At 68.6% G+C, this 18,150-nt stretch carries 16 protein-coding genes, 1 pseudogene and 1 riboswitch; of the genes and pseudogenes, 12 read left to right on the top strand and 5 right to left on the bottom strand.

Annotated elements, in window-relative coordinates; translation table 11 throughout:
- Positions 1 to 16 precede the first annotated feature (16 nt).
- Positions 17 to 133, top strand: a riboswitch (SAM riboswitch).
- 162 nt (positions 134 to 295) lie between these two features.
- The 9 genes from ACQP1O_RS40620 to ACQP1O_RS40580 all read left to right on the top strand — a co-directional run bounded on the left by ACQP1O_RS40620 (position 296) and on the right by ACQP1O_RS40580 (position 9,337).
- Complete coding sequence (locus tag ACQP1O_RS40620) at positions 296 to 1,456, top strand: ABC transporter substrate-binding protein (protein ID WP_433563559.1); 1,161 nt, start codon at positions 296 to 298, stop codon at positions 1,454 to 1,456.
- Positions 1,457 to 3,292: an ABC transporter permease gene (locus ACQP1O_RS40615; protein WP_433563558.1), complete on the top strand. Its 1,836-nt coding sequence runs from the start codon at positions 1,457 to 1,459 to the stop codon at positions 3,290 to 3,292.
- Positions 3,273 to 4,142 (top strand): ABC transporter ATP-binding protein, encoded by an 870-nt coding sequence (locus tag ACQP1O_RS40610; RefSeq protein WP_433563557.1) that lies wholly within the window; start codon positions 3,273 to 3,275, stop codon positions 4,140 to 4,142. Before ACQP1O_RS40615 ends, ACQP1O_RS40610 begins: the two co-directional genes overlap by 20 nt.
- Complete coding sequence (locus ACQP1O_RS40605; protein ID WP_433563556.1) at positions 4,135 to 4,884, top strand: ABC transporter ATP-binding protein; 750 nt, start codon at positions 4,135 to 4,137, stop codon at positions 4,882 to 4,884. The genes ACQP1O_RS40610 and ACQP1O_RS40605 overlap by 8 nt, the downstream gene beginning before the upstream one ends.
- Positions 4,881 to 5,897 carry a putative FMN-dependent luciferase-like monooxygenase gene (locus tag ACQP1O_RS40600; protein WP_433563555.1) on the top strand — a complete coding sequence of 339 codons (1,017 nt, stop codon included), beginning with the start codon at positions 4,881 to 4,883 and terminating at the stop codon, positions 5,895 to 5,897. Before ACQP1O_RS40605 ends, ACQP1O_RS40600 begins: the two co-directional genes overlap by 4 nt.
- Positions 5,894 to 6,457 (top strand): hypothetical protein, encoded by a 564-nt coding sequence (locus tag ACQP1O_RS40595; protein ID WP_433563554.1) that lies wholly within the window; start codon positions 5,894 to 5,896, stop codon positions 6,455 to 6,457. The genes ACQP1O_RS40600 and ACQP1O_RS40595 overlap by 4 nt, the downstream gene beginning before the upstream one ends.
- Positions 6,447 to 7,055 (top strand): peroxidase-related enzyme, encoded by a 609-nt coding sequence (locus ACQP1O_RS40590; RefSeq protein WP_433563553.1) that lies wholly within the window; start codon positions 6,447 to 6,449, stop codon positions 7,053 to 7,055. Before ACQP1O_RS40595 ends, ACQP1O_RS40590 begins: the two co-directional genes overlap by 11 nt.
- A gap of 712 nt (positions 7,056 to 7,767) precedes the next feature.
- Entirely contained in the window at positions 7,768 to 8,400 is a 633-nt protein-coding gene (locus tag ACQP1O_RS40585) for a TetR/AcrR family transcriptional regulator (protein ID WP_245550798.1), read from the top strand.
- Positions 8,401 to 8,488: 88 nt separating this feature from the next.
- Entirely contained in the window at positions 8,489 to 9,337 is an 849-nt protein-coding gene (locus ACQP1O_RS40580; protein WP_433563552.1) for an alpha/beta hydrolase family protein, read from the top strand.
- Positions 9,338 to 9,350: 13 nt separating this feature from the next.
- Here the strand turns inward: ACQP1O_RS40580 and ACQP1O_RS40575 are convergent, their stop codons facing one another.
- The 3 genes and pseudogenes from ACQP1O_RS40575 to ACQP1O_RS40565 all read right to left on the bottom strand — a co-directional run bounded on the left by ACQP1O_RS40575 (position 9,351) and on the right by ACQP1O_RS40565 (position 13,299).
- Positions 9,351 to 10,826 carry an aspartate ammonia-lyase gene (locus tag ACQP1O_RS40575; RefSeq protein WP_433567963.1) on the bottom strand — a complete coding sequence of 492 codons (1,476 nt, stop codon included), beginning with the start codon at positions 10,824 to 10,826 and terminating at the stop codon, positions 9,351 to 9,353.
- Between the two features lie 66 nt (positions 10,827 to 10,892).
- A pseudogene (locus ACQP1O_RS40570) lies at positions 10,893 to 11,234 on the bottom strand (cyclic nucleotide-binding domain-containing protein); the annotation flags it as partial.
- A 16-nt stretch (positions 11,235 to 11,250) separates the two neighbouring features.
- Positions 11,251 to 13,299 carry a prolyl oligopeptidase family serine peptidase gene (locus tag ACQP1O_RS40565; protein ID WP_433563551.1) on the bottom strand — a complete coding sequence of 683 codons (2,049 nt, stop codon included), beginning with the start codon at positions 13,297 to 13,299 and terminating at the stop codon, positions 11,251 to 11,253.
- Positions 13,300 to 13,414: 115 nt separating this feature from the next.
- Between ACQP1O_RS40565 and ACQP1O_RS40560 the strand changes: the two genes are divergently transcribed.
- Together ACQP1O_RS40560 and lpdA are read left to right on the top strand one after the other, a co-directional pair.
- Complete coding sequence (locus tag ACQP1O_RS40560) at positions 13,415 to 14,416, top strand: dipeptidase (RefSeq protein ID WP_433563550.1); 1,002 nt, start codon at positions 13,415 to 13,417, stop codon at positions 14,414 to 14,416.
- A gap of 176 nt (positions 14,417 to 14,592) precedes the next feature.
- Positions 14,593 to 15,996 carry a dihydrolipoyl dehydrogenase gene (lpdA, locus tag ACQP1O_RS40555; protein ID WP_433563549.1) on the top strand — a complete coding sequence of 468 codons (1,404 nt, stop codon included), beginning with the start codon at positions 14,593 to 14,595 and terminating at the stop codon, positions 15,994 to 15,996.
- A gap of 179 nt (positions 15,997 to 16,175) precedes the next feature.
- Here lpdA and ACQP1O_RS40550 read toward each other — a convergent pair whose 3' ends face one another.
- Positions 16,176 to 16,655 carry a nucleoside deaminase gene (locus tag ACQP1O_RS40550; protein WP_433563548.1) on the bottom strand — a complete coding sequence of 160 codons (480 nt, stop codon included), beginning with the start codon at positions 16,653 to 16,655 and terminating at the stop codon, positions 16,176 to 16,178.
- A 95-nt stretch (positions 16,656 to 16,750) separates the two neighbouring features.
- Positions 16,751 to 17,149: a winged helix-turn-helix transcriptional regulator gene (locus ACQP1O_RS40545; RefSeq protein WP_433563547.1), complete on the bottom strand. Its 399-nt coding sequence runs from the start codon at positions 17,147 to 17,149 to the stop codon at positions 16,751 to 16,753.
- Between the two features lie 109 nt (positions 17,150 to 17,258).
- On the opposite strand from ACQP1O_RS40545, the gene ACQP1O_RS40540 reads away from it, so the two are divergent.
- A complete protein-coding gene (locus ACQP1O_RS40540) occupies positions 17,259 to 18,110 on the top strand; it encodes an SDR family oxidoreductase (protein WP_433563546.1) in 852 nt (283 codons plus the stop codon).
- The last annotated feature ends 40 nt before the right edge of the window (positions 18,111 to 18,150 follow it).

The following is an 18,150-nucleotide window of genomic DNA, read 5'->3' as shown; positions in this document are numbered from 1 at the left end:
CTACCGTTCTGCCCACGGTCACGAGTATCAGCATGTTCGAGCCCCGGCTCGCTGATCGGCAACCCTCGCGCGGCGGTGGGGTGCCCCGGGTGACGACCAGGCGGCGTCCACGCGGACCCCGCAAGCGCTAGTCGAAGGAGCACGGTCCATGTCTGGATGCTGCCCGGCCAACGGCTGAGGCCCAGCGCCCGAATTCCATGCGGGCGATTCTCTTTCCCGCACCGTACGCCTTCGGCGGTCGCGGTCGAGTCCCCATGCCCCGGCGCGGTGTCGGTGCACGAGTGCAGAGGTAGCAATGAGCAGGAACTGGTCCGGGTCGCGTGGATTCCGGGTTTTGGTGGGTGTGGCGGCGGCGACCGCGGTGGCGGGGCTGCTGTCGGCGTGCGGGAACGAGTCGTCGGACAGCAAGTCGGACACCGTGTACTTCGGAGTGTCGGGCCCGAAGACGGGCGGGTCGGCCGAGTACGGGCGGCTCTGGCAGCAGGGCTTCGACCTGGCCCTGGACGAGATCAATGCGGCGGGCGGTATCGACGGCAAGAAGGTCGCGCTGAAATGGGAGGATTCGCAGTCGGATCCGAAGCAGACGGTGCCGATCGCCACCAAGTTCGTGGGCGACAAGTCGATCATCGCCGAGCTCGGCGACTTCTCCTCGCCCGCCTCCATCGCGGCTTCGCCGGTGTACAACCGCGGCAAGCTGGTGCAGTACGGGTTCACCAACTCCTCGGTGGATTTCACCAAGGGCGGCGACTACTCGTGGAGCCCGTCCATCACGCTGGACGTGTACATGGAACGCAATGCCGAGTGGGTGCGGTCCAAGGCGAAGAAGGTCTCCGTCGTCTACCTCGAAACCGACTGGGGCAAGCAGGCTTTCAAATTCTTCGAACAGTTCGCCAAGGAGAAGGGCATCGAGATCGCCTACTCCTCGGCCATCCTGCCGGATTCGCAGGACTTCCGGCCGGTGCTGATCAAGGGCCGCGACGCCAACCCGGACGCCTTCGTACACCTCGGTTACGGCCCGGACGGTGCGCTGGTGGTCAAGCAGCTGCGTGATGTCGGGTTCACCGGGCAGCTCTTCGCCGGCCAGAACACCCCGCAGTTCATCGGTCTGGCGGGTGCGGCGGCCGAGGGCGACATCGTGAACGGCGTCTTCACGCCGTCGGATCCGAGCCCGAAGATCCAGAGCTTCGTCACCAAGTTCCGGGCCAAGTTCGATACGGACCCGGGCGATTTCAACGTCTACGCCTACGACGCGCTGAACGTGCTGGTGAAGGCCGCCAAGACCGGCGGCGCCACCCGCGAGGGCGTGCTGAAGGGCCTGCGCGAGATCAAGGACTTCGACGGAATCGGGCTGGGCACCTTCGCCTTCGACCAGCAGACGCGGCGGCCCAGCGGCGTGAAGCCGATCGAGCTGGAACTGCGCAGCGGCAAATTCGTGCCGGTCGGAAGCGCCAAATAGATGTTCGACACGCTCATTGCGGGTCTGGTGCACGGCAATGCGTACGCGCTCATCGCCGTGGGCATCACCCTCATCTTCGGGGTCAGCAATGTCATCAACTTCGCGCACGGCTCGATCTTCGCGTTCGGTTCGGTGCTGGGCTGGTGGCTGATCGCCCAGCACGGCGTGCCCTGGTGGGCCGCGTTGATCGTGGTGGTGGCGGCGACGGCCTTGGTCGGCGTCGGGATCGACATCCTGGCGGTGCGGCCGCTGCGGCGGGCCCCGGCCATTGCCGCCCTGCTGGCGACGGTGGCGGTCGGGCTGATCATCGAGAACGTGGTCGCCCTGGTGTTCGGGCCCGACACCCGGCCCTTCCCACAGGTCTTGCCCACCAACAACTTCCGGGTCGGCGGGGTGCGGTTCGGCACCTCCGATGTGGTCATGTTCGCCCTCACCCTCACGGTGATGGCGGGACTGTGGGCCTTCCTGCGCTACAGCCGCCACGGCCTGGCCATTCGCGCCACCGCGCAGGACCCGGACGCCGCCGCGCAGATGGGCATCGGCGTCGGCCGGGTGCAGTCGCTGGCCTTCGCCATCGCCTCCGGACTGGGCGGGCTGGCGGGTGTCTTCGTCGGCCTCTACAACTCCAATATCTCGCCGACCAGCGGCGGCATCGTCGGCATGACCGGATTCGTGGCCGCCACCATCGGCGGGCTGGGGTCGATTCCGGGCGCGGTCATCGGCGGTTTCGTGCTCGGGCTGGTGGAGGCGTTCGGCATCTACTGGTTCGGTGACGGCTACCGGGATCTGATCACCTTCGGTCTGCTGGTGATCTTCCTGGTGCTGCGGCCCGGCGGCCTGCTCGCCCGGCCGCCGGCCATCGAATCCGAGCCCATGACCGGCACCTTCCTCGGGTCGGGACGGGAACTACGGGTGCGCTGGTGGCACGCCCTGATCGCGTTCGCCGTTGCGGGCATTGCGATTCCGCTGATCGCGGACGACTACGGCATCTCGGTGGGCACCCAGATCCTGGCCTACGCCATCATCGCGGTCTCCATGACGCTGGTGGCCGGGTCGGCGGGACAGCTGGCCATCGGGCAGGCGGGTCCCATCGCCATCGGCGCGTACACCTCGGCGGTGCTGACGGTGTCGCACGGCTGGGCCTTCCTGCCCGCCATCGTGGCCGCGGGCCTCGTCGCGGCCGTGGCCTCCTCGGTGCTGGCCGCGCCGCTGTGGCGGCTGGGCGGGCACTACGTGGCCATCGCGACGCTGGGCATCGGCATCGTGACGGTGGCGATCATCCGGAACTGGGAGCCGGTGACCCGCGGCAGCTACGGCATCTTCGGGATCCCCGCGCCCAGCCTGTTCGGATACGAATTCACCACGCACACCCAGATTTTCCGGCTGGAGCTGGTGGTGCTGGCCATCGTGCTGGCGGTCATCGTCGGCGTGCAGCGGTCCCGGCTGGGGATCGCCATCCGGGCCATCGGGGCCGACGAGGTGGCCGCCCGCTCGGCCGGGGTGCCGGTGCGCGATTACAAGGCGCTGGCCTTCGCGGTGGCGGCATTCTTCTCCGGCATCGGCGGCGCGCTGCTGGCCCACCAGTACTCGTACATCGACCCGACGGTCTTCAACCTGCCGATGTCGCTGCTGGTGGTGACCATCCTGGTGCTGGGCGGCACCGCCTCGCCCTACGGCGCGGTGCTGGGCGCGGTGGTGCTGATCGGAGTGCCGGAGCTGCTGCGGCTGGCGCCGTCGTGGCGAATCGTGTTGTACGGCTTGGTATTGCTGCTGGTGGTGCGGTTCCGGCCACAGGGAATTCTGGTGAGGAGGAATCGTGTCCCGGTCAACGCCTGACGTGCTCACGGTCACCGGTCTGCGACGCTCCTTCGGCGGCGTACGAGCCGTGGACGGGGTCGAATTCTCCATCGCACCGGGTGAATTCGTCTCGATCATCGGGCCCAACGGGTCCGGGAAGTCGACGACGGTCAATCTGATCTCCGGCGTGCTGAAGCCGGATGACGGAGCAGTCCTGGTGCACGGCAGCAGGATTCGCCCGGGCCGCCCGGAGGCGGCCGCCGCGGCGGGCATCGCCCGGACCTTCCAGAACGGCCGCGTGTTCGGCAATATGACAGTCCGCGAGAACGTCGATGTCGGCCTGCAGCCCACTCTGCGCGCCACACGGCCTCTGCGCACGCTGGCGAATGTGCCGGTGCTGAAATGGATTTCGCTGCTCGCCGAGCTGGCGGTGGCGCTGGTGCCGACACCGGCGGCGCGCACCGAGCGGCGGGCGTCGGCCGCTCGGATCGACGCGCAGCTCACGCGGTTCGAGGAACGACTGGTGCCGCGGTCCGGCCATCCGGCCTACACGCTGTCCTATGCCAATCGCCGCCGCACCGAGATCGCGCGGGCGCTCGCCGCGGAACCCGGCCTGCTGCTCCTCGACGAACCCGCCGCGGGCATGAACCAGACCGAGACCGCCGAAATCGGCAGGCAGCTGGCCACATTGAAGGCCCAGGGCCAGACGGTGCTGCTGGTCGAGCACAAGATGGACCTGGTCCACGACCTGTCCGACCGGGTGCTCGTGCTCGACGAGGGGCGCATCATCGCCCAGGGCACGCCCGCCGAGGTGCTGGCGGATCCGCGCGTCATCGAGGCCTACCTCGGGCGCAGCCGGGCCGGCGGGGAGGTCGGCGCGGATGTCTGAGTTCGACGAGAACGCCACTCCGATCCTCGAATTCGACCGGGTGATGGTGCACTACGGCCCGTCCCGGGCGCTCGACGAGGTCTCCCTGCGGGTGCGGCCCGGCGAGATCGTCTCGCTGCTGGGCGGCAATGCCTCGGGCAAGTCGACCACCATGAAAACCGCGCTCGGCCTGCTGAAACCGTCCTCGGGCGCGGTGCGCATCGACGGCACGGACGTGAGCGGGACGCCCCCGTCGGCGCGGATCCGGGCCGGGCTGGCCTCGGTCCCGGAGGCCCGGCGCGTCTTCCCGGCCATGACCGTCGAGGAGAACCTCTTCGTCGGCGGCTACATCCGCCGGGAGCGCCGCACGGTGCTGGCCGCGCGCGCCGCCGAGCTGTTCGACCACTTCCCGCGGCTGGCCGAGCGGCGCGCCCAGCGGGCGGGCACGCTCTCCGGTGGCGAGCAGCAGATGCTGGCCTTCGCCCGCGCGCTCATGAGCAAACCGCGCCTCATCTGCATGGACGAGCCCACCATGGGATTGTCGCCACTGTTCGTCGATCGGGTGCTGGAGGAGATCGCCCGGCTCAATCGGGAGCTGGGCCTGGCCATCCTGATCGTCGAGCAGCAGGCGGAGCTGGCCCTGAGCATCGCGCACACCGCCAATGTGCTGCGCAGCGGGCGGATCGTGCTGCACGGCCCGGCCGCGGAACTCGTCGGCGATCCGGCGGTGCGCGACGCCTACCTCGGAAAGGTGACCACATGACCCCGCAACGGCTCGGCTTCTTCACCCGCCTGGTCCGCACCGATCCGGCGCAGGACGCGGGCACGGTGTACCGGCAGGCGCTCGAGCAGATCGGGCTGGCCGAACGGCTCGGCTACGACACCGCCTGGGTGGCGCAGCATCACCTGGATCCGGCCGAGGGCGGGCTGCCGTCCCCGTTCGTGTTCCTCGCTCACGCGGCCGCCCGCTTTCCGCGCATCCGCTTCGGGACCGCGATCGTGACGCTGGCCCTCGAGGATCCGATCCGGGTCGCCGAGGACGCGGCGGTGCTGGACGAGCTGTCGGGCGGGCGGCTCGAGCTGGGCTTCGGCGCGGGCGGGTCGCGGCACGCCTTCGACCTGTTCGACCTGGCCGGCGCGGATCGGCAGTCGGTGTACGCGAACAAGCTCGCGCGGGTGACCGCGGCCCTGGACGGTACGCCGCTGGTCGGTGACCGCGGATTGAACCCGCCTGCCGCCGGGCTGCGTGACCGCCTGTGGCAGGCCACCTTCTCGGCCGGGGGCGCGGGGCGGGCCGGGCGGGCCGGTGACGGACTGCTGCTGTCGAAGGCCCAGCCGCGTGATCCGGCCGCGCCGGACGCAACCCTCTGGGAGATCCAGCAGCCGCTGGTCGACTCCTACCTCGACGCGCTGCCCGCGGGCGCCGAACCGCGAATCGGCGCGTCCCGGGGCGTTTTCGTGGCCGACGACCACGACGAGGCGGTCGCCCTCGCCGAGCGCGGCGCGGCCCGGTTCCTGGATCAGCTCGGCCGCAACGGCGGGCCCGAAGTGGCGGAATCCGTGGACGAGGTGCTGCGTGACATCTACGTCGGCACCCCGGACGAGGTGGTGGCGCGGTTGTCGGAGGACGCGGTGCTGCGGCACGCCACCGACTTGATCGTGCAGGCGCACCCGGTCGACCCGGGCCACATCGCCACCCTGCGCTCCATCGAACTCATCGCCACCAAGGTCGCGCCGCAACTGGGTTGGCGACCCGACGAAAGGATCACCCGGTGACCGAGGCATCCACTGCCTACGACGACACGCCACCTGCCGCAACGGAAGTGGCTGGAAAGACTGCTTCCGGCACCGCCGAGCCGGCCGACTCGCGCGGCGGCGCAGGGGGCCGCCACGCCGATGTCATCGATGCCGTGCTGGGGGCGCGCGCCGAATCGGTGCGCGCGGTGCGCGCGACACGCCCGGAGGTTATCGAACATTCGCAGGGTGTATTCGAGGCGCTGCTCGACGGCCCGGCCACCGCGAGCGTCGGACGGGAGCGGCTGATCGCGGCGGCGGTCGCCGTCGCCGAGCTGGCCGGCGCGCCGGAGCTGGCGGCGCACTACGCGGCGCTGGGAACCACTCCGGCGGAGGGCGATCCGGTGCTGGCGGCCATTCTGCGGCACGCCGCCCGGGTGACCTCAGCGCCGGCGTCCATCGCCCGCGCGGACATCGACGCGCTGGCCGCGGCCGGCCTTTCCGAGCGCGACATCGTGACGGTGGCGCAGCTCATCGGGTTCGTGCACTTCCAGGTCCGGCTGCTGGCCGGGCTGCGACTGATCGGAGCGGATGATGAGTGAGCCCGGGCGCGAGGTGCGCAGTGCCGAAACATCCCGGCGGCCACGTGGATTCACCCAGGAGCAGCTGGACTGGGTGCCGTGGGTGGAACCCATCGTGCTGGCCGATGCCGATGAGTTGCAGCGTCCCCTGCTCGAGGGCGATCGCGGTGTCGGCCCCTACTTCCGGCTACTCGCGCGCAATGCCGAGGTGCTGGCGCACCGCAGCGCGAATGACCGAGCGATCTTCTACGGTCGAGGGGGATTGACCCGGGCCGAGCGCGAACTCGCGGCGACCGTTACCTCCCGGCACAACGGGTGTGAGTACTGCGCATCCGTTCATTCACGTTTCACTTCTGCGCTGTCCAAGCGTGTCGCGGATGTGCAGCGGTTGCTGGACGAGGGCAACGAGGTACGGATCGACGAAAGGTGGGACGCCGTCATCGATTTCGTGGACGCGCTGGCCGCCAATCCGCCGCGCGCGACCGCCGATCATCCGAAGCGGCTGCGAGAGCTGGGTTTCGACTCCGCCGAGCTGCACGATCTGGTGCTGTCCGCCGCCTCCTTCTCGTGGGCCAACCGGCTCATGCTCACCCTGGGCGAGCCGGAGGTCCCGGCCTAATCTAGGGCTCTCTCAAAAAAGTTCTAGAAAGTTCATCGGAAATCTTCCCTGCGTGGGTACCGGATCGGTATCGTGCCGAGGGCAAACAGTCAGTGAAAGCACGGGCACCCCGGCGGATCGGAGCACCACCATGGCGAACTTCCTTTCGGATGTTCTCGTCCAGACCATTCTCAAGCTGCTGGCAACCGGCTCCTCGAGCATTTCCGCCAAGTAGCCACGCGAGCGCCATCTTTCGGCTACTGCGCGGAAGCCGGGGTGATGTGGAAGGACCCGATCTCCGACGGGGGGATCGGGTCCTTTTTTATGTCCGTGTCGACGGGTTTCGCGCCTGGTGTCGCTGGGTATCGCGCTGGGTACTCCGCTCGCAGCGAGTGCTTCCGCCCTGGTCCGGCCGGGCATCGCGAGGGTCCGACAAATTAATACTAAAAAGATCCTAGAAAAGTATTCCGTCCAGTTCGCCTGCTCTGTATCGTGTTGAACGGCAAACGATCAGTGACTTTCGGGTCAATGCGACATCGGGCCGCGAGTCTCTCCCCCCGGACCCGCGTCCCGAACCCGGGACGGTTCCCCTGCCTATACCCACCGTCCCGGGTGCGTCGCCCGGCCCGAAGTCACTGAGCCATCTTTCGGCTATCGCGCGGTAAGTCGAAGGTTCAAACGAAGGGCCCGATCCATGACGAGGGGATCGGGCCCTTCGGTATTGTCTGGCGCAATGTCACAGGAAACGAACGCGGGAAGAATGTACGCCGGGCAGCCCGTAGAAGACCGGCAGCGGCAGCGTCGTGCGCGTTTTCTGGAGTCCGGGCTCACGGTGTTCGCGCGCGATGGATACGCCAATAGTTCTGTCGGAGCCATCTGCAAGGACGCCGGCCTCTCCTCGAGACAGTTCTACGAGGAGTTCACCGGACGCGAATCGCTCTTGCTCGAGCTCTACGAGCAGATCGATCGCGAATCCCGGGAAGCCGTGGCGGCCACCATCGCCGAGCACTCCGACGCCAGCGCCATCGACATCATCGACGCCGCCGTACGCGCCTATATCGAGTCCATCGGGCGAGATCCGCGCAAGGCCAGAGTCGCGCTCGTCGAAGTCGTCGGGGCGGGACCCAAGGTGGAGAAGTTCCGCCTGGAACTGCGGCGTGCCTGGGGCGCGCTGCTGGCCAGCGCCGCCGAGGATGCCGCCCTGCACGGTGAAATCCCGCCCGGTGACTACGAAATGCGGGTGCTCGCCATCATCGGCGCCGTGAACTACGTGGTGGACGCCTGGAGCGGTTCGGAACCGCGCCAGCCGCTCGACGACGTGATCCGGGTGCTGCGCCGCATCATCATGGGCGCCGTCAGCGCCTGACCCGGTCCGAACCTCCGTCAACCGACTCGATTTCGCGCCCGTCCGCTCCTCGCGGACGGGCGCGACCTTTACGGGTAGCGTGCCGATCATGGAGACCGTGCCCATCCAGATGCCCGACGGGACGACGGTGCCGGTGCGCTTGATACCGGCGAAAGGCCCGCACCGGCATCCGATTACGGCCGACAGCCCCCGGCCGGTGGTGGTGATCGCGCCCGGCCTGGGCGTACCGGGCGAGTACTACTCCCTGTTCGGGAAGCCATTGGCGGACCGGGGTTTCGATGTGGCGCTGCTGGAGATCCGCGGAAACGGCGAGAGCAGACCGAAACCCGGCGTCCCGAGCACCCACGGCTATCAGGAACTGGTGGCCATGGACTTCCCCGCCATGTTCGAGGTGGTGCGCGAGCGGTTCCCCGAGAGCACGCCATACCTGCTGGGGCACAGCATGGGTGGCCAGCTCGGCGTCATGTACGCCTCCCGGATCCGCGGGCGACTGGGCGGATTGATCCTCATCGCCTCCGGCACGCCGCATTTCCGCGGCTACACGGGCCTGGCCGCGGTGGGCAGCGCGGCGCTGTCGCTGACCGCCAATCTGGCCGGGTTCTGGCCCGGCGACACCATCACCGCGGGCGGCTTCGGACGGCAGTCGAAGGCGCTCATCGCCGACTGGGCGCGCCTGGCCCGCACCGGCCGATTCCAGCCCGCCGGAGCCGATATCGACTACGAGGAGCGCATCGGGCGGCTGAAACTGCCGGTCCTGTCGATCACCATGACCGGCGATGAGCTGACCCCGCGCGGGTCGGCTCGCCAGCTGCTCGCCAAGCTGTCCGAGGCCGACATCACCACCTGGCACAATCCGGACCCGCTCGGGCACAACGGCTGGATCAGCGATCCCGAGTCCACCCTCGACTATGTCGAAAAGTGGCTCCGGGACCGCTGATTCGCGGGCCGATTCAGAGGGTGCGCGATCGTGGCGCGGTCATCTTCTCCGGGCTCAGCAGCTCGTCGAGCTCGTCCTTGCTGAGGGCGCCGCGCTCCAGCACCAGGTCGTAGACGCTGCCGCCGGTTCGCAACGCCTCCTTGGCGATCGCCGCCGACTGCTCGTAGCCGAGCTTGGGCACCAGCGCGGTCACCAGGCCGATGCTGTGCGCCACCAGATCCCGGCAGTGTTCCCGGTTGGCGGTGATGCCGGTGATGCAGCGGCTGGTCAGGGTGATGGCCGCATTGCGCAGCATCATCAGGCCCATCAGCAGGTCGTAGGCCATGATCGGCTCGGCCATGTTCAATTCCAGCTGGCTGGCCTCGGCGGCCATGGTGACGGTCATGTCGTAGCCGATCAGCTGGAAGCAGACCTGGTTCACCACCTCCGGGATGACCGGGTTGACCTTGCCCGGCATGATCGACGAACCCGGTTGCACCGCGGGCAGGTTGATCTCGCCCAGTCCGGCGCGCGGGCCGCTGGACAACAGGCGCAGGTCGTTGCAGATCTTGGACAGCTGAACCGCCGCGCGCTTGAGGGTGCCCGACACCGCCACGAAGTCGCCCGAGTCCTGGGTGGCTTCGACCAGGTTCTCGGCCTCGCGGATGGGCAGCCCGGTGATCTCGGCGAGTTTCCGGTTGACCAGCTCGGCATAGCCGGGCGGGCTGGTGATCCCGGTGCCGATGGCGGTGCCGCCCAGGTTCACCGAGAGCAGGTCCTGCGCGATCCGCCGCAGATGGCTGATGGCCTCGCCGATCATGACCGCGTACGCGCCGAACTCCTGGCCCAGCGTCATGGGGACGGCGTCCTGCAGCTGGGTGCGGCCCATCTTGATGACGTCGCCGAATTCGACCGCCTTGGCGCGCAGCGCATTCTGCAGTTCGGTGAGCGCCGCGGCGACGTCCTGGACGGACAGGTACACGCCGAGCTTCACCGCGGTCGGGTAGACGTCGTTGGTGGACTGAGAGCAGTTCACGTCGTCATTGGGGTGCAGGTAGCGGTACTCGCCCTTGTGATGCCCCATCAGTTCGAGGCCGCGGTTGGCGATGACCTCGTTGGCGTTCATATTGGTCGAGGTGCCCGCGCCGCCCTGCACCATGTCGACCATGAAGTCCTCGCGCAGGCGCACCGCCGCCGGGCTGCCGGGCTCCAGCAGCTCGTCGCAGGCTCCGATGATGGCCGTCGCCTTCTCCTGCGTGATCGACCCGAATTCCGCGTTCGCCAGTGCGGCGGCCTTTTTCACGTAGGCCAGCGCGGACACCAGGTGCCCGAACCGGCGCAGCTTCACCCCCGAGATCGGGAAGTTCTCGATCGCGCGCAGGGTCTGGACGCCGTAGTACGCGTCGGCGGGCAGTTCCCGGGTGCCCAGCGAATCGTGTTCGGTGCGAATGCCGCCCAGCGGCTGCTGGGCCGCGATCGCCGCCGCCAGCCGCTCGGAGACGGTGCGCATGCGATGCGCGATGAGCCCGGCGACGCGGGCGACGATGCGGTAGTAGCGATCCGGGTGCTGCTCGGCCAGCTCCCGCAGGGTGGCGCGCGGGACCGCGAGCACCACCACGCCGTCGCGGGTGCGGCCGCTGGCCGTGTGCGGGGTGTCGTCCACCAGCGCGACCTCGGAGACCAGGCTGCCGGGGCCCAGGCGCGCGAGCTGGATCTCGTGACCGGTGAGGCCCGAGATGATCTGGATCTCGCCCTCGACCACGATGCCCGCCCATTCCCGCGGCGTGGCCTCGTGGAACAGGGTTGCGCCGGCCGGATATTCGTGTCGCTCGGCGGTGGCGGTGAAGGACCGGACGTCGTCCGGATCGAGCCCGGTCGCGGCGGCGGTGGTCTCGATCAGCTCGTCCAGTTGGTCCACATCGACTCCCGGGGCGTCAGTCCATCAGCTGCTGGGTGAAGAACTCGTAGATTATCGCCGCCTGGAATGCGGACTGCTTGTTGTCCGCCGCGCCGCCGTGGCCGCCCTCGATGTTCTCGTAGTACCAGACGTCGTGGCCCTCGGATGCCAAGCGCGCGGCCATCTTTCGGGCATGGCCGGGGTGCACGCGGTCGTCGCGGGTGGAGGTGGTCAGCAGGATCGGCGGATACTGCCGGTCCGGGCTGGTGTTCTGGTACGGCGAGTACTTCGCGAGGTAGTCCCACTCCTCCGGCTTGTCCGGGTCGCCGTACTCGGCGATCCAGGACGCGCCCGCCAGCAGCAGGTGGTAGCGCTTCATGTCCAGCAGCGGCACCTGGCACACGATGGCCCCGAACAGCTCCGGGTACCGGGTCAGCATGACGCCCATGAGCAGGCCGCCATTGCTGCCGCCCACCGCGCCCAGTTGCCCGGGCGTGGTGACGCCGCGCGCCACCAGATCCCGCGCCACGGCCGCGAAATCCTCGAAGGCCTTGTGCCGGTTGGCCTTCAGCACCGAGGTGTGCCATTCCGGGCCGTATTCGCCGCCGCCGCGGATATTGGTCATGACGTAGGTGCCGCCGCGCTCCAGCCAGCCCATGCCCACCATGCCGCTGTAGCTGGGGGTGCGGGAGACCTCGAACCCGCCGTAACCGGACATCACGGTCGGGCCCGGGGAGCCCTGGCGATCGCGGTGGCGGATCACGAAATACGGGATCTGGGTGCCGTCGTCGGACTGCGCGAAGAACTGCTCGGTCACGATGCCGTCGGTGTCGAAGAAACCCGGCTCCTGCTTGAGCACCTCCACGCTGCCGCCCACCGACCCCGACATCAGCGTGGTCGGGCGGGTGAAACCACTGGTGGAGAGCATGAATTCGTCGCCGCCGTCCAGGCGGTCCAGGTTCATGATGCTGGTGCTGGCCATGGCCGGGGTGTCGGCCAGCGGCTCGCGGGCCCAGCCGTCGGGGCCGGGGGTGAGCACGTACAGCTTGGTCTGCACATCCTCCAGCGTGACCAGCAGCAGGTGGTTCTCGGTCCAGCCGTAGCCGTGCAGCGCAGTGTGCGCGTCGGGGGTGAACAGGACCTCGAAATCGCGTGCGCCGGAGAGGAATGCCTCGAAGTCGGTGGCCAGCAGCGCACCGGCCGGATAGGTGGCGCCGTTCACCTCCCACGGCGACTTCAGCCGCACCAGCAGCCACCGCTTGTACCAGGTCTCGGTGGCATCGGTGGGCACATCGATGAAGCGCAGCGTGCCGTCGGACTCCAGCAGGTAGACCTCTTCGTTGAAGAAGTCGGTGGCGCGGCTCAGGAAGTGCCGCTCGTAGCCGGGGGTACGGTCGTAGCCCGCGGAGACGGCCACATCGGTGACCTCGCCCTCGTACACGAATTCCGCAGCCTCCAGCGGGGTTCCGCGCCGCCAGCGCTTCACCAGCCGCGGATAGCCGGAGTCGGTCAGTGAGCCGGGGCCGAAATCGGTGCCCACGTACAGGGTGTCGTGATCGATCCAGGCGAAGTCCGATTTGGCCTCGGGCAGGTGGAAGCCGCCGTCCTCGGGCGCGATGAAAGCCTTTGTCTCGATATCGAATTCGCGGACCACCTTGGCGTCCGCGCCGCCGCGCGAGAGGCTGATGAGCGCGCGCCGCTGCTCCGGCCGCTTCACCGCCGCACCGCCCCAGACCCAGTTCTCGCCCTCGGCGGCCGCCAGCGCGTCCAGGTCGATGAGGATCTCCCAGTCCGGCTCGTCCTTCGCGTACTCGGCGAAGGTGGTGCGCCGCCACAGGCCCTTCGGGTGCTCGCGGTCGCGCCAGTAGTTGTAGAGCCACGGGCCGCGCCGGCCCGGATAGGCGATCCGGGTGTCGGTGTCGAGCATGGCGAGCACGCGCGCCTCGAGGTCGGTGAAGCGCTCCGTGGACGCGAACCGCTCGCGGGACACCGCATTACGTTCTTCCGCCCAGGCCAGGGCGCGTTCGCTCTCGACCTCTTCGAGCCACAGGTAGGGATCTGTCACGTCCTGTCCAACACCGGTCATGCCCTCATTGTTGCCGAGGGCCGCGTTCGCCGGTCGCGAACGTGTTGCCGGGCACCCTGCCGGGGGGTCAGTAGGATTGCGGTTTCGATACCGATCGGATCCAGGAGGCCTCGGCGTGTCGTATGAGCCCCGGCTGTGGGAACAGCACTGCTGCCTGCCGCTGCTGCCGACCGCGGACCTCACCGAGCTGACGCGGTACCCGCTGGGCTCGTACCTCTCGGTCAATATCGGCTACGCGCCGCAATCCACTCGCGAGTCGCTCGAACTGGTCACCCAGTTCCGGCGGGATGCCCTGACCGACGGCCGATTCCGCCTGGTGCACAGCATCGAGGACGCCTGGCCGGAGGTCCCCACCGCGGAGACCGACGCCACTCTCGCGCTGGCCTTCGACCTGGAGGACTCCGGGCCGCTGGGGGGCGATCTCGACAATGTCGAGCTGTTCCACGAACTGGGCCTGCGGTCGCTGCTGCCCACCTACAACCATGCCAACGCGGCCGGCTGCGGGTGCCTCGACACCGACGACACCGGGCTCACCGCCTACGGGCGCGACCTGATCCGCACGCTCAACGAGGTCGGCGTGTTCGCCGACGGGTCGCACTGCTCGCGGCGCACGGGACTCGACATCGCCGAGACCACGACCGTGCCGATGATCTACAGCCACTCGAATTTCGCGACGCTGTGGGCGCATCCGCGCAATATCGGCGACGACCAGGCCAAGGCGTGCGCGGCCACCGGCGGCGTGATCGGCATCAACGGCGTCGGCATCTTCCTGGGCCGCAACGAGCCCGCGGACGCGGCCGGGCGCATCGAGGCCATGGCCGACCACATCGCCTACGGCGCGGAACTGGTCGGCATCGAGCACATCGGGATCGGCTCCGACTACTCCTTCGACGCCGAGGATTTCAACGCCGAACTGGCCAGCAATCCGGACAGCTACTCCGAGGAGTACACGCGCTACGGCCAATTGCAGTGGGCGCCACCGGAAGACCTGCTCGGCACGTCCGGGGTTCGGGGGCTGGACGAGGTGCTGGACGCGCGCGGCTTCTCCGCCGCCGACCGGGCGGCCGTCTTCGGCGGCAATTTCGCGCGCGTGGCGCGGCAGGTCTGGCGGGATTAGCCGCGGCGGGTCCGGTGGGATCAACGGACCGTCGGAGATCTCGGCCGATCCACCGGGCGCGACGGACTGATCGGTCGCATCCAGACCGCGAGCGTGACCGCTCTCACGTGTTCCGCGTCTCACGGGGGCGGGGGATGGCTGAGTGAGGCTCCGGCAACAGGTCTAGTCTCGATGCCGTGACTTCCCACTACGATGTCGTCGTTCTCGGCGCTGGTCCCGGCGGTTACGTCGCCGCGATCCGTGCCGCTCAACTCGGCCTGCGAACAGCGATCGTCGAGCAGAAATACTGGGGTGGCGTGTGCCTGAACGTGGGCTGCATTCCGTCCAAGGCGCTGCTGCGCAATGCGGAGCTGGCTCATATCTTCACCAAGGAAGCGAAGACCTTCGGTATCTCGGGTAACGCGACCTTCGACTTCGGCGCGGCGTTCGACCGCAGCCGCAAGGTCGCGGACGGCCGGGTCAAGGGCGTCCACTTCCTGATGAAGAAGAACAAGATCGACGAGTTCGACGGCAAGGGCACCTTCACCGGCCCGAAGTCGCTCTCGGTCGCGCTCACCAAGGGCGGCACCGAGGACATCACGTTCGACAACGTGATCATCGCCACGGGCACCGAGACCAAGCTGCTGCCGGGCACCTCGCTGTCCGCCAACGTGGTCACCTACGAGGAGCAGATCCTCACCCGTGACCTGCCGGGTTCCATCCTCATCGTGGGTGCGGGCGCCATCGGCATGGAGTTCGCCTACGTCCTCAAGAACTACGGTGTGGACGTACGCATCGTCGAATTCCTCGACCGCGCACTGCCGAACGAGGACGCCGACATCTCCAAGGAGATCACCAAGGCGTACAAGAAGCTCGGCATCACCATCACCACCTCCGCGGCCGTGCAGTCCATCGAGGACGACGGCTCCAAGGTCACCGTGTCGATCAAGGACAACAAGTCCGGCGCGATCGAGACCGTCACCGTGGACAAGGTGCTGCAGGCCGTCGGCTTCGCGCCGCGCGTGCAGGGCTACGGCCTGGAGAACACCGGCGTGCAGCTCACCGACCGCGGCGCCATCGCGATCGACGAGTACATGCGCACCAACGTCCCCGGCATCTACGCCATCGGTGACGTCACCGCCCTCCTGCAGCTCGCGCACGTCGCCGAGGCACAGGGCGTGGTCGCGGCCGAGACCATCGCGGGCGCGGAGACCATGTCGCTGGGCGATTACCGCATGATGCCGCGCGCCACCTTCTGCCAGCCGCAGGTCGCCTCCTTCGGCCTCACCGAGCAGCAGGCCCGCGACGAGGGCTACGACGTGAAGGTCGCGACCTTCCCGTTCACCGCGAACGGCAAGGCGCACGGGCTCGGCGACGCGCAGGGCTTCGTCAAGCTCATCTCCGACGCCAAGTACGGCGAGCTCATCGGCGGCCACCTCATCGGCCCCGACGTCTCCGAACTGCTGCCGGAACTGACCCTGGCCCAGAAGTGGGATCTCACGGTCAACGAACTGGCCCGCAACGTCCACACCCACCCGACTCTGTCGGAAGCCCTCCAGGAAGCGATCCACGGCCTCGCCGGCCACATGATCAACTTCTAGCTCTGGAAGACCTCTCGGGGGTTCGCCCCTGAAACCCCAAGGGATTTCGGGGGCCACCCCCGAAATCCCGGAAGGGGAGGCGAGTCCCGCGAATCGCAGGGTTCCGTCGCCGAAACCCTGAAGTGGCCCGGTGCCGGCGATTTCCGCCGGCACCGGGTCGCTTTCGTTCTTCCGAGCGGTCAGTCCGCCAAGTGCAGGCGGCGGTGGAGGGCGTAGACGCGATCGGTCAGTTCCGGGAAGGGGCCGGAGACCGGGATGCCCGGAGCCACCTCCTGGATGGCGAGGGGGCGGATCGGGCCCGCGGGGACGCCGAACTCGTTGAGCCACTCCGTGAGCTGGGCGGTGGAGGCGGCGTAGACGATGCGGCCCAGGCCGACCCAGGCGTGCGCGGCCGAGCACATGACGCAGTGTTCGCCGGAGGTGTAGACCGTGGCCGTCGCCCGGTCCTCGGGGGTGAGGTGCTCGGCGGCCCAGCGGGCCAGCTCGAATTCGGGGTGGCGGGTGGCGTCGCCGCCCGAGACACGGTTGCGATCCTCGGCGAGCACGGCGCCGTCCGCGGCGACCAGCAATGACCCGAACGGCTCGTCGCCCGCGTCCAGGGCTTCGGCGGCCAGCTCCACGCAGCGTTCGAGATATTGCAGATCGGTGTCGGCGGACATGCGGCTCCTTGTTCTCGTGTGGGGGTCCGGGGCTTGCCCCGGGAAATCCTTCATGGGGGTTCGGGGGCGAAGCTCCTGAGAGCACCGAGAGTTGCTTACTCGCGGTGGTAGGCGGTCTGGGCCGCTTCGATCTTCGCGATATTGGATTCGAGGATGTCGATGAGGCCGACGAGCTGGTCGGCCACCTGCGCGCCCAGGTCGGTGAGGGTGTACTCGACGACCGGCGGGATGGATTGCTGGACTTCGCGATTGACCATGCCGTCGCGTTCCAGGGTCTGCAGGGTCTGGGAGAGCATGCGCTCGGAGATGCCGTCCACGCGGCGGCGCAGGGCCGAGAACCGGTAGGGGCCCTCACGCAGGGCGGCCAGGGCGAGCACACCCCAGCGACTGGCGACGTCTTGCAGGACCGGGCGCGAGGAGCAGTTGCGGGCGAAGACGTCGGCTTCCAGGGTGGGGTCGTCCGGGTAGGACCGGTCGGGAGGCCGGGCGTTCATGAGATTCAGATTACCTGTGTTTCGGGTAGCGGTTCAGGAATAGCATGTGCTTACTATTAGTTAGTACATGTCAGCGGTGCAGTTCATTCCCTGAAACCTGGAGGTAGTCATGACCGTCGCAGTCACCGGAGCAAGCGGACAGCTGGGTCGCCTGGTCGTCGAGGCGCTGTTGAAGGACGGATCGCAGCCGGTGGTGGCGGTGGTCCGCGATCCCGCCAAGGTGGCCGATCTGGCCGCGCGGGGTGTCGACGTGCGGGTGGCGAGCTATGACGATCCGGACGCGCTCGAGCGCGCCTTCCAGGGGGTCGACCGCGTGCTGCTGGTCTCCGGCAACGAGTTCACCAAGCGCGTCGCCCAGCACACCAACGTGCTGCGCGCGGCCGAGCGGGCGGGCGTGAAACTGCTGGCCTACACCAGCATTCCGCAGGCCGGCCGCAATCCGCTGATCCTGGCCCAGGAGCACATCGGGACCGAGGCCGCGCTGGCCGGAGCGAGCATCCCGACCGTGCTGCTGCGCAACGGCTGGTACTGGGAGAACTACACCGGCGGCCTGGCGCACGCCATCGAGACGGGCGTGCTCTACGGCGCGGCGGGCGAGGGCAAGGTATCCGGCGCGGCCCGTGCCGATTACGCCGAGGCCGCCGCCCGCGTCCTCACCACCGACGGCCACGAGGGCAAGGTCTACGAACTCGGCGGCGACGAGACGCTCTCGTATGCCGAACTGGCGCAGGTGATCTCGGAGGTGGCCGGCAAGCCGGTCCGCTACCAGGACCTGCCGCAGGCCGACTACGCCGCGGCGTTGCAGGGCGCGGGTCTGGACGCCGGCTATGCCGCCGCCCTGGCCGATGCCGACGCCGGTATCGCCGACGGCATCCTGGCCGTCGACTCCGGTGACCTGCAGCGGCTGCTGGGCCGCCCGTCGACCCCGGTCGCCGAGGTCTTCCGGGCCGCGCTGAGCTGATCGAGATACGTACCGGGCCGATCGAGTTCGGGGACCGGCA

Source organism: Nocardia sp. CA-151230 (assembly GCF_050942175.1).
GTDB lineage: Bacteria > Actinomycetota > Actinomycetes > Mycobacteriales > Mycobacteriaceae > Nocardia.
Note: the sequence above shows the minus strand (reverse complement) of the source record. Positions and strands in the feature narration are given on the sequence as shown.

Excerpts from the sequence above, each read along its gene's own strand:
- ACQP1O_RS40620 (WP_433563559.1), top strand. The coding sequence starts at position 296 with ATGAGCAGGAACTGGTCCGGGTCGCGTGGATTCCGGGTTTTGGTGGGT.
- ACQP1O_RS40615 (WP_433563558.1), top strand. The coding sequence starts at position 1,457 with ATGTTCGACACGCTCATTGCGGGTCTGGTGCACGGCAATGCGTACGCG.
- ACQP1O_RS40605 (WP_433563556.1), top strand. The coding sequence starts at position 4,135 with ATGTCTGAGTTCGACGAGAACGCCACTCCGATCCTCGAATTCGACCGG.
- ACQP1O_RS40600 (WP_433563555.1), top strand. The coding sequence starts at position 4,881 with ATGACCCCGCAACGGCTCGGCTTCTTCACCCGCCTGGTCCGCACCGAT.
- ACQP1O_RS40590 (WP_433563553.1), top strand. The coding sequence starts at position 6,447 with ATGATGAGTGAGCCCGGGCGCGAGGTGCGCAGTGCCGAAACATCCCGG.
- ACQP1O_RS40585 (WP_245550798.1), top strand. The coding sequence starts at position 7,768 with ATGTCACAGGAAACGAACGCGGGAAGAATGTACGCCGGGCAGCCCGTA.
- ACQP1O_RS40580 (WP_433563552.1), top strand. The coding sequence starts at position 8,489 with ATGGAGACCGTGCCCATCCAGATGCCCGACGGGACGACGGTGCCGGTG.
- ACQP1O_RS40575 (WP_433567963.1), bottom strand. The coding sequence starts at position 10,826 with ATGCGCACCGTCTCCGAGCGGCTGGCGGCGGCGATCGCGGCCCAGCAG.
- ACQP1O_RS40565 (WP_433563551.1), bottom strand. The coding sequence starts at position 13,299 with ATGACCGGTGTTGGACAGGACGTGACAGATCCCTACCTGTGGCTCGAA.
- ACQP1O_RS40550 (WP_433563548.1), bottom strand. The coding sequence starts at position 16,655 with ATGTCCGCCGACACCGATCTGCAATATCTCGAACGCTGCGTGGAGCTG.
- ACQP1O_RS40545 (WP_433563547.1), bottom strand. The coding sequence starts at position 17,149 with ATGAACGCCCGGCCTCCCGACCGGTCCTACCCGGACGACCCCACCCTG.
- ACQP1O_RS40540 (WP_433563546.1), top strand. The coding sequence starts at position 17,259 with ATGACCGTCGCAGTCACCGGAGCAAGCGGACAGCTGGGTCGCCTGGTC.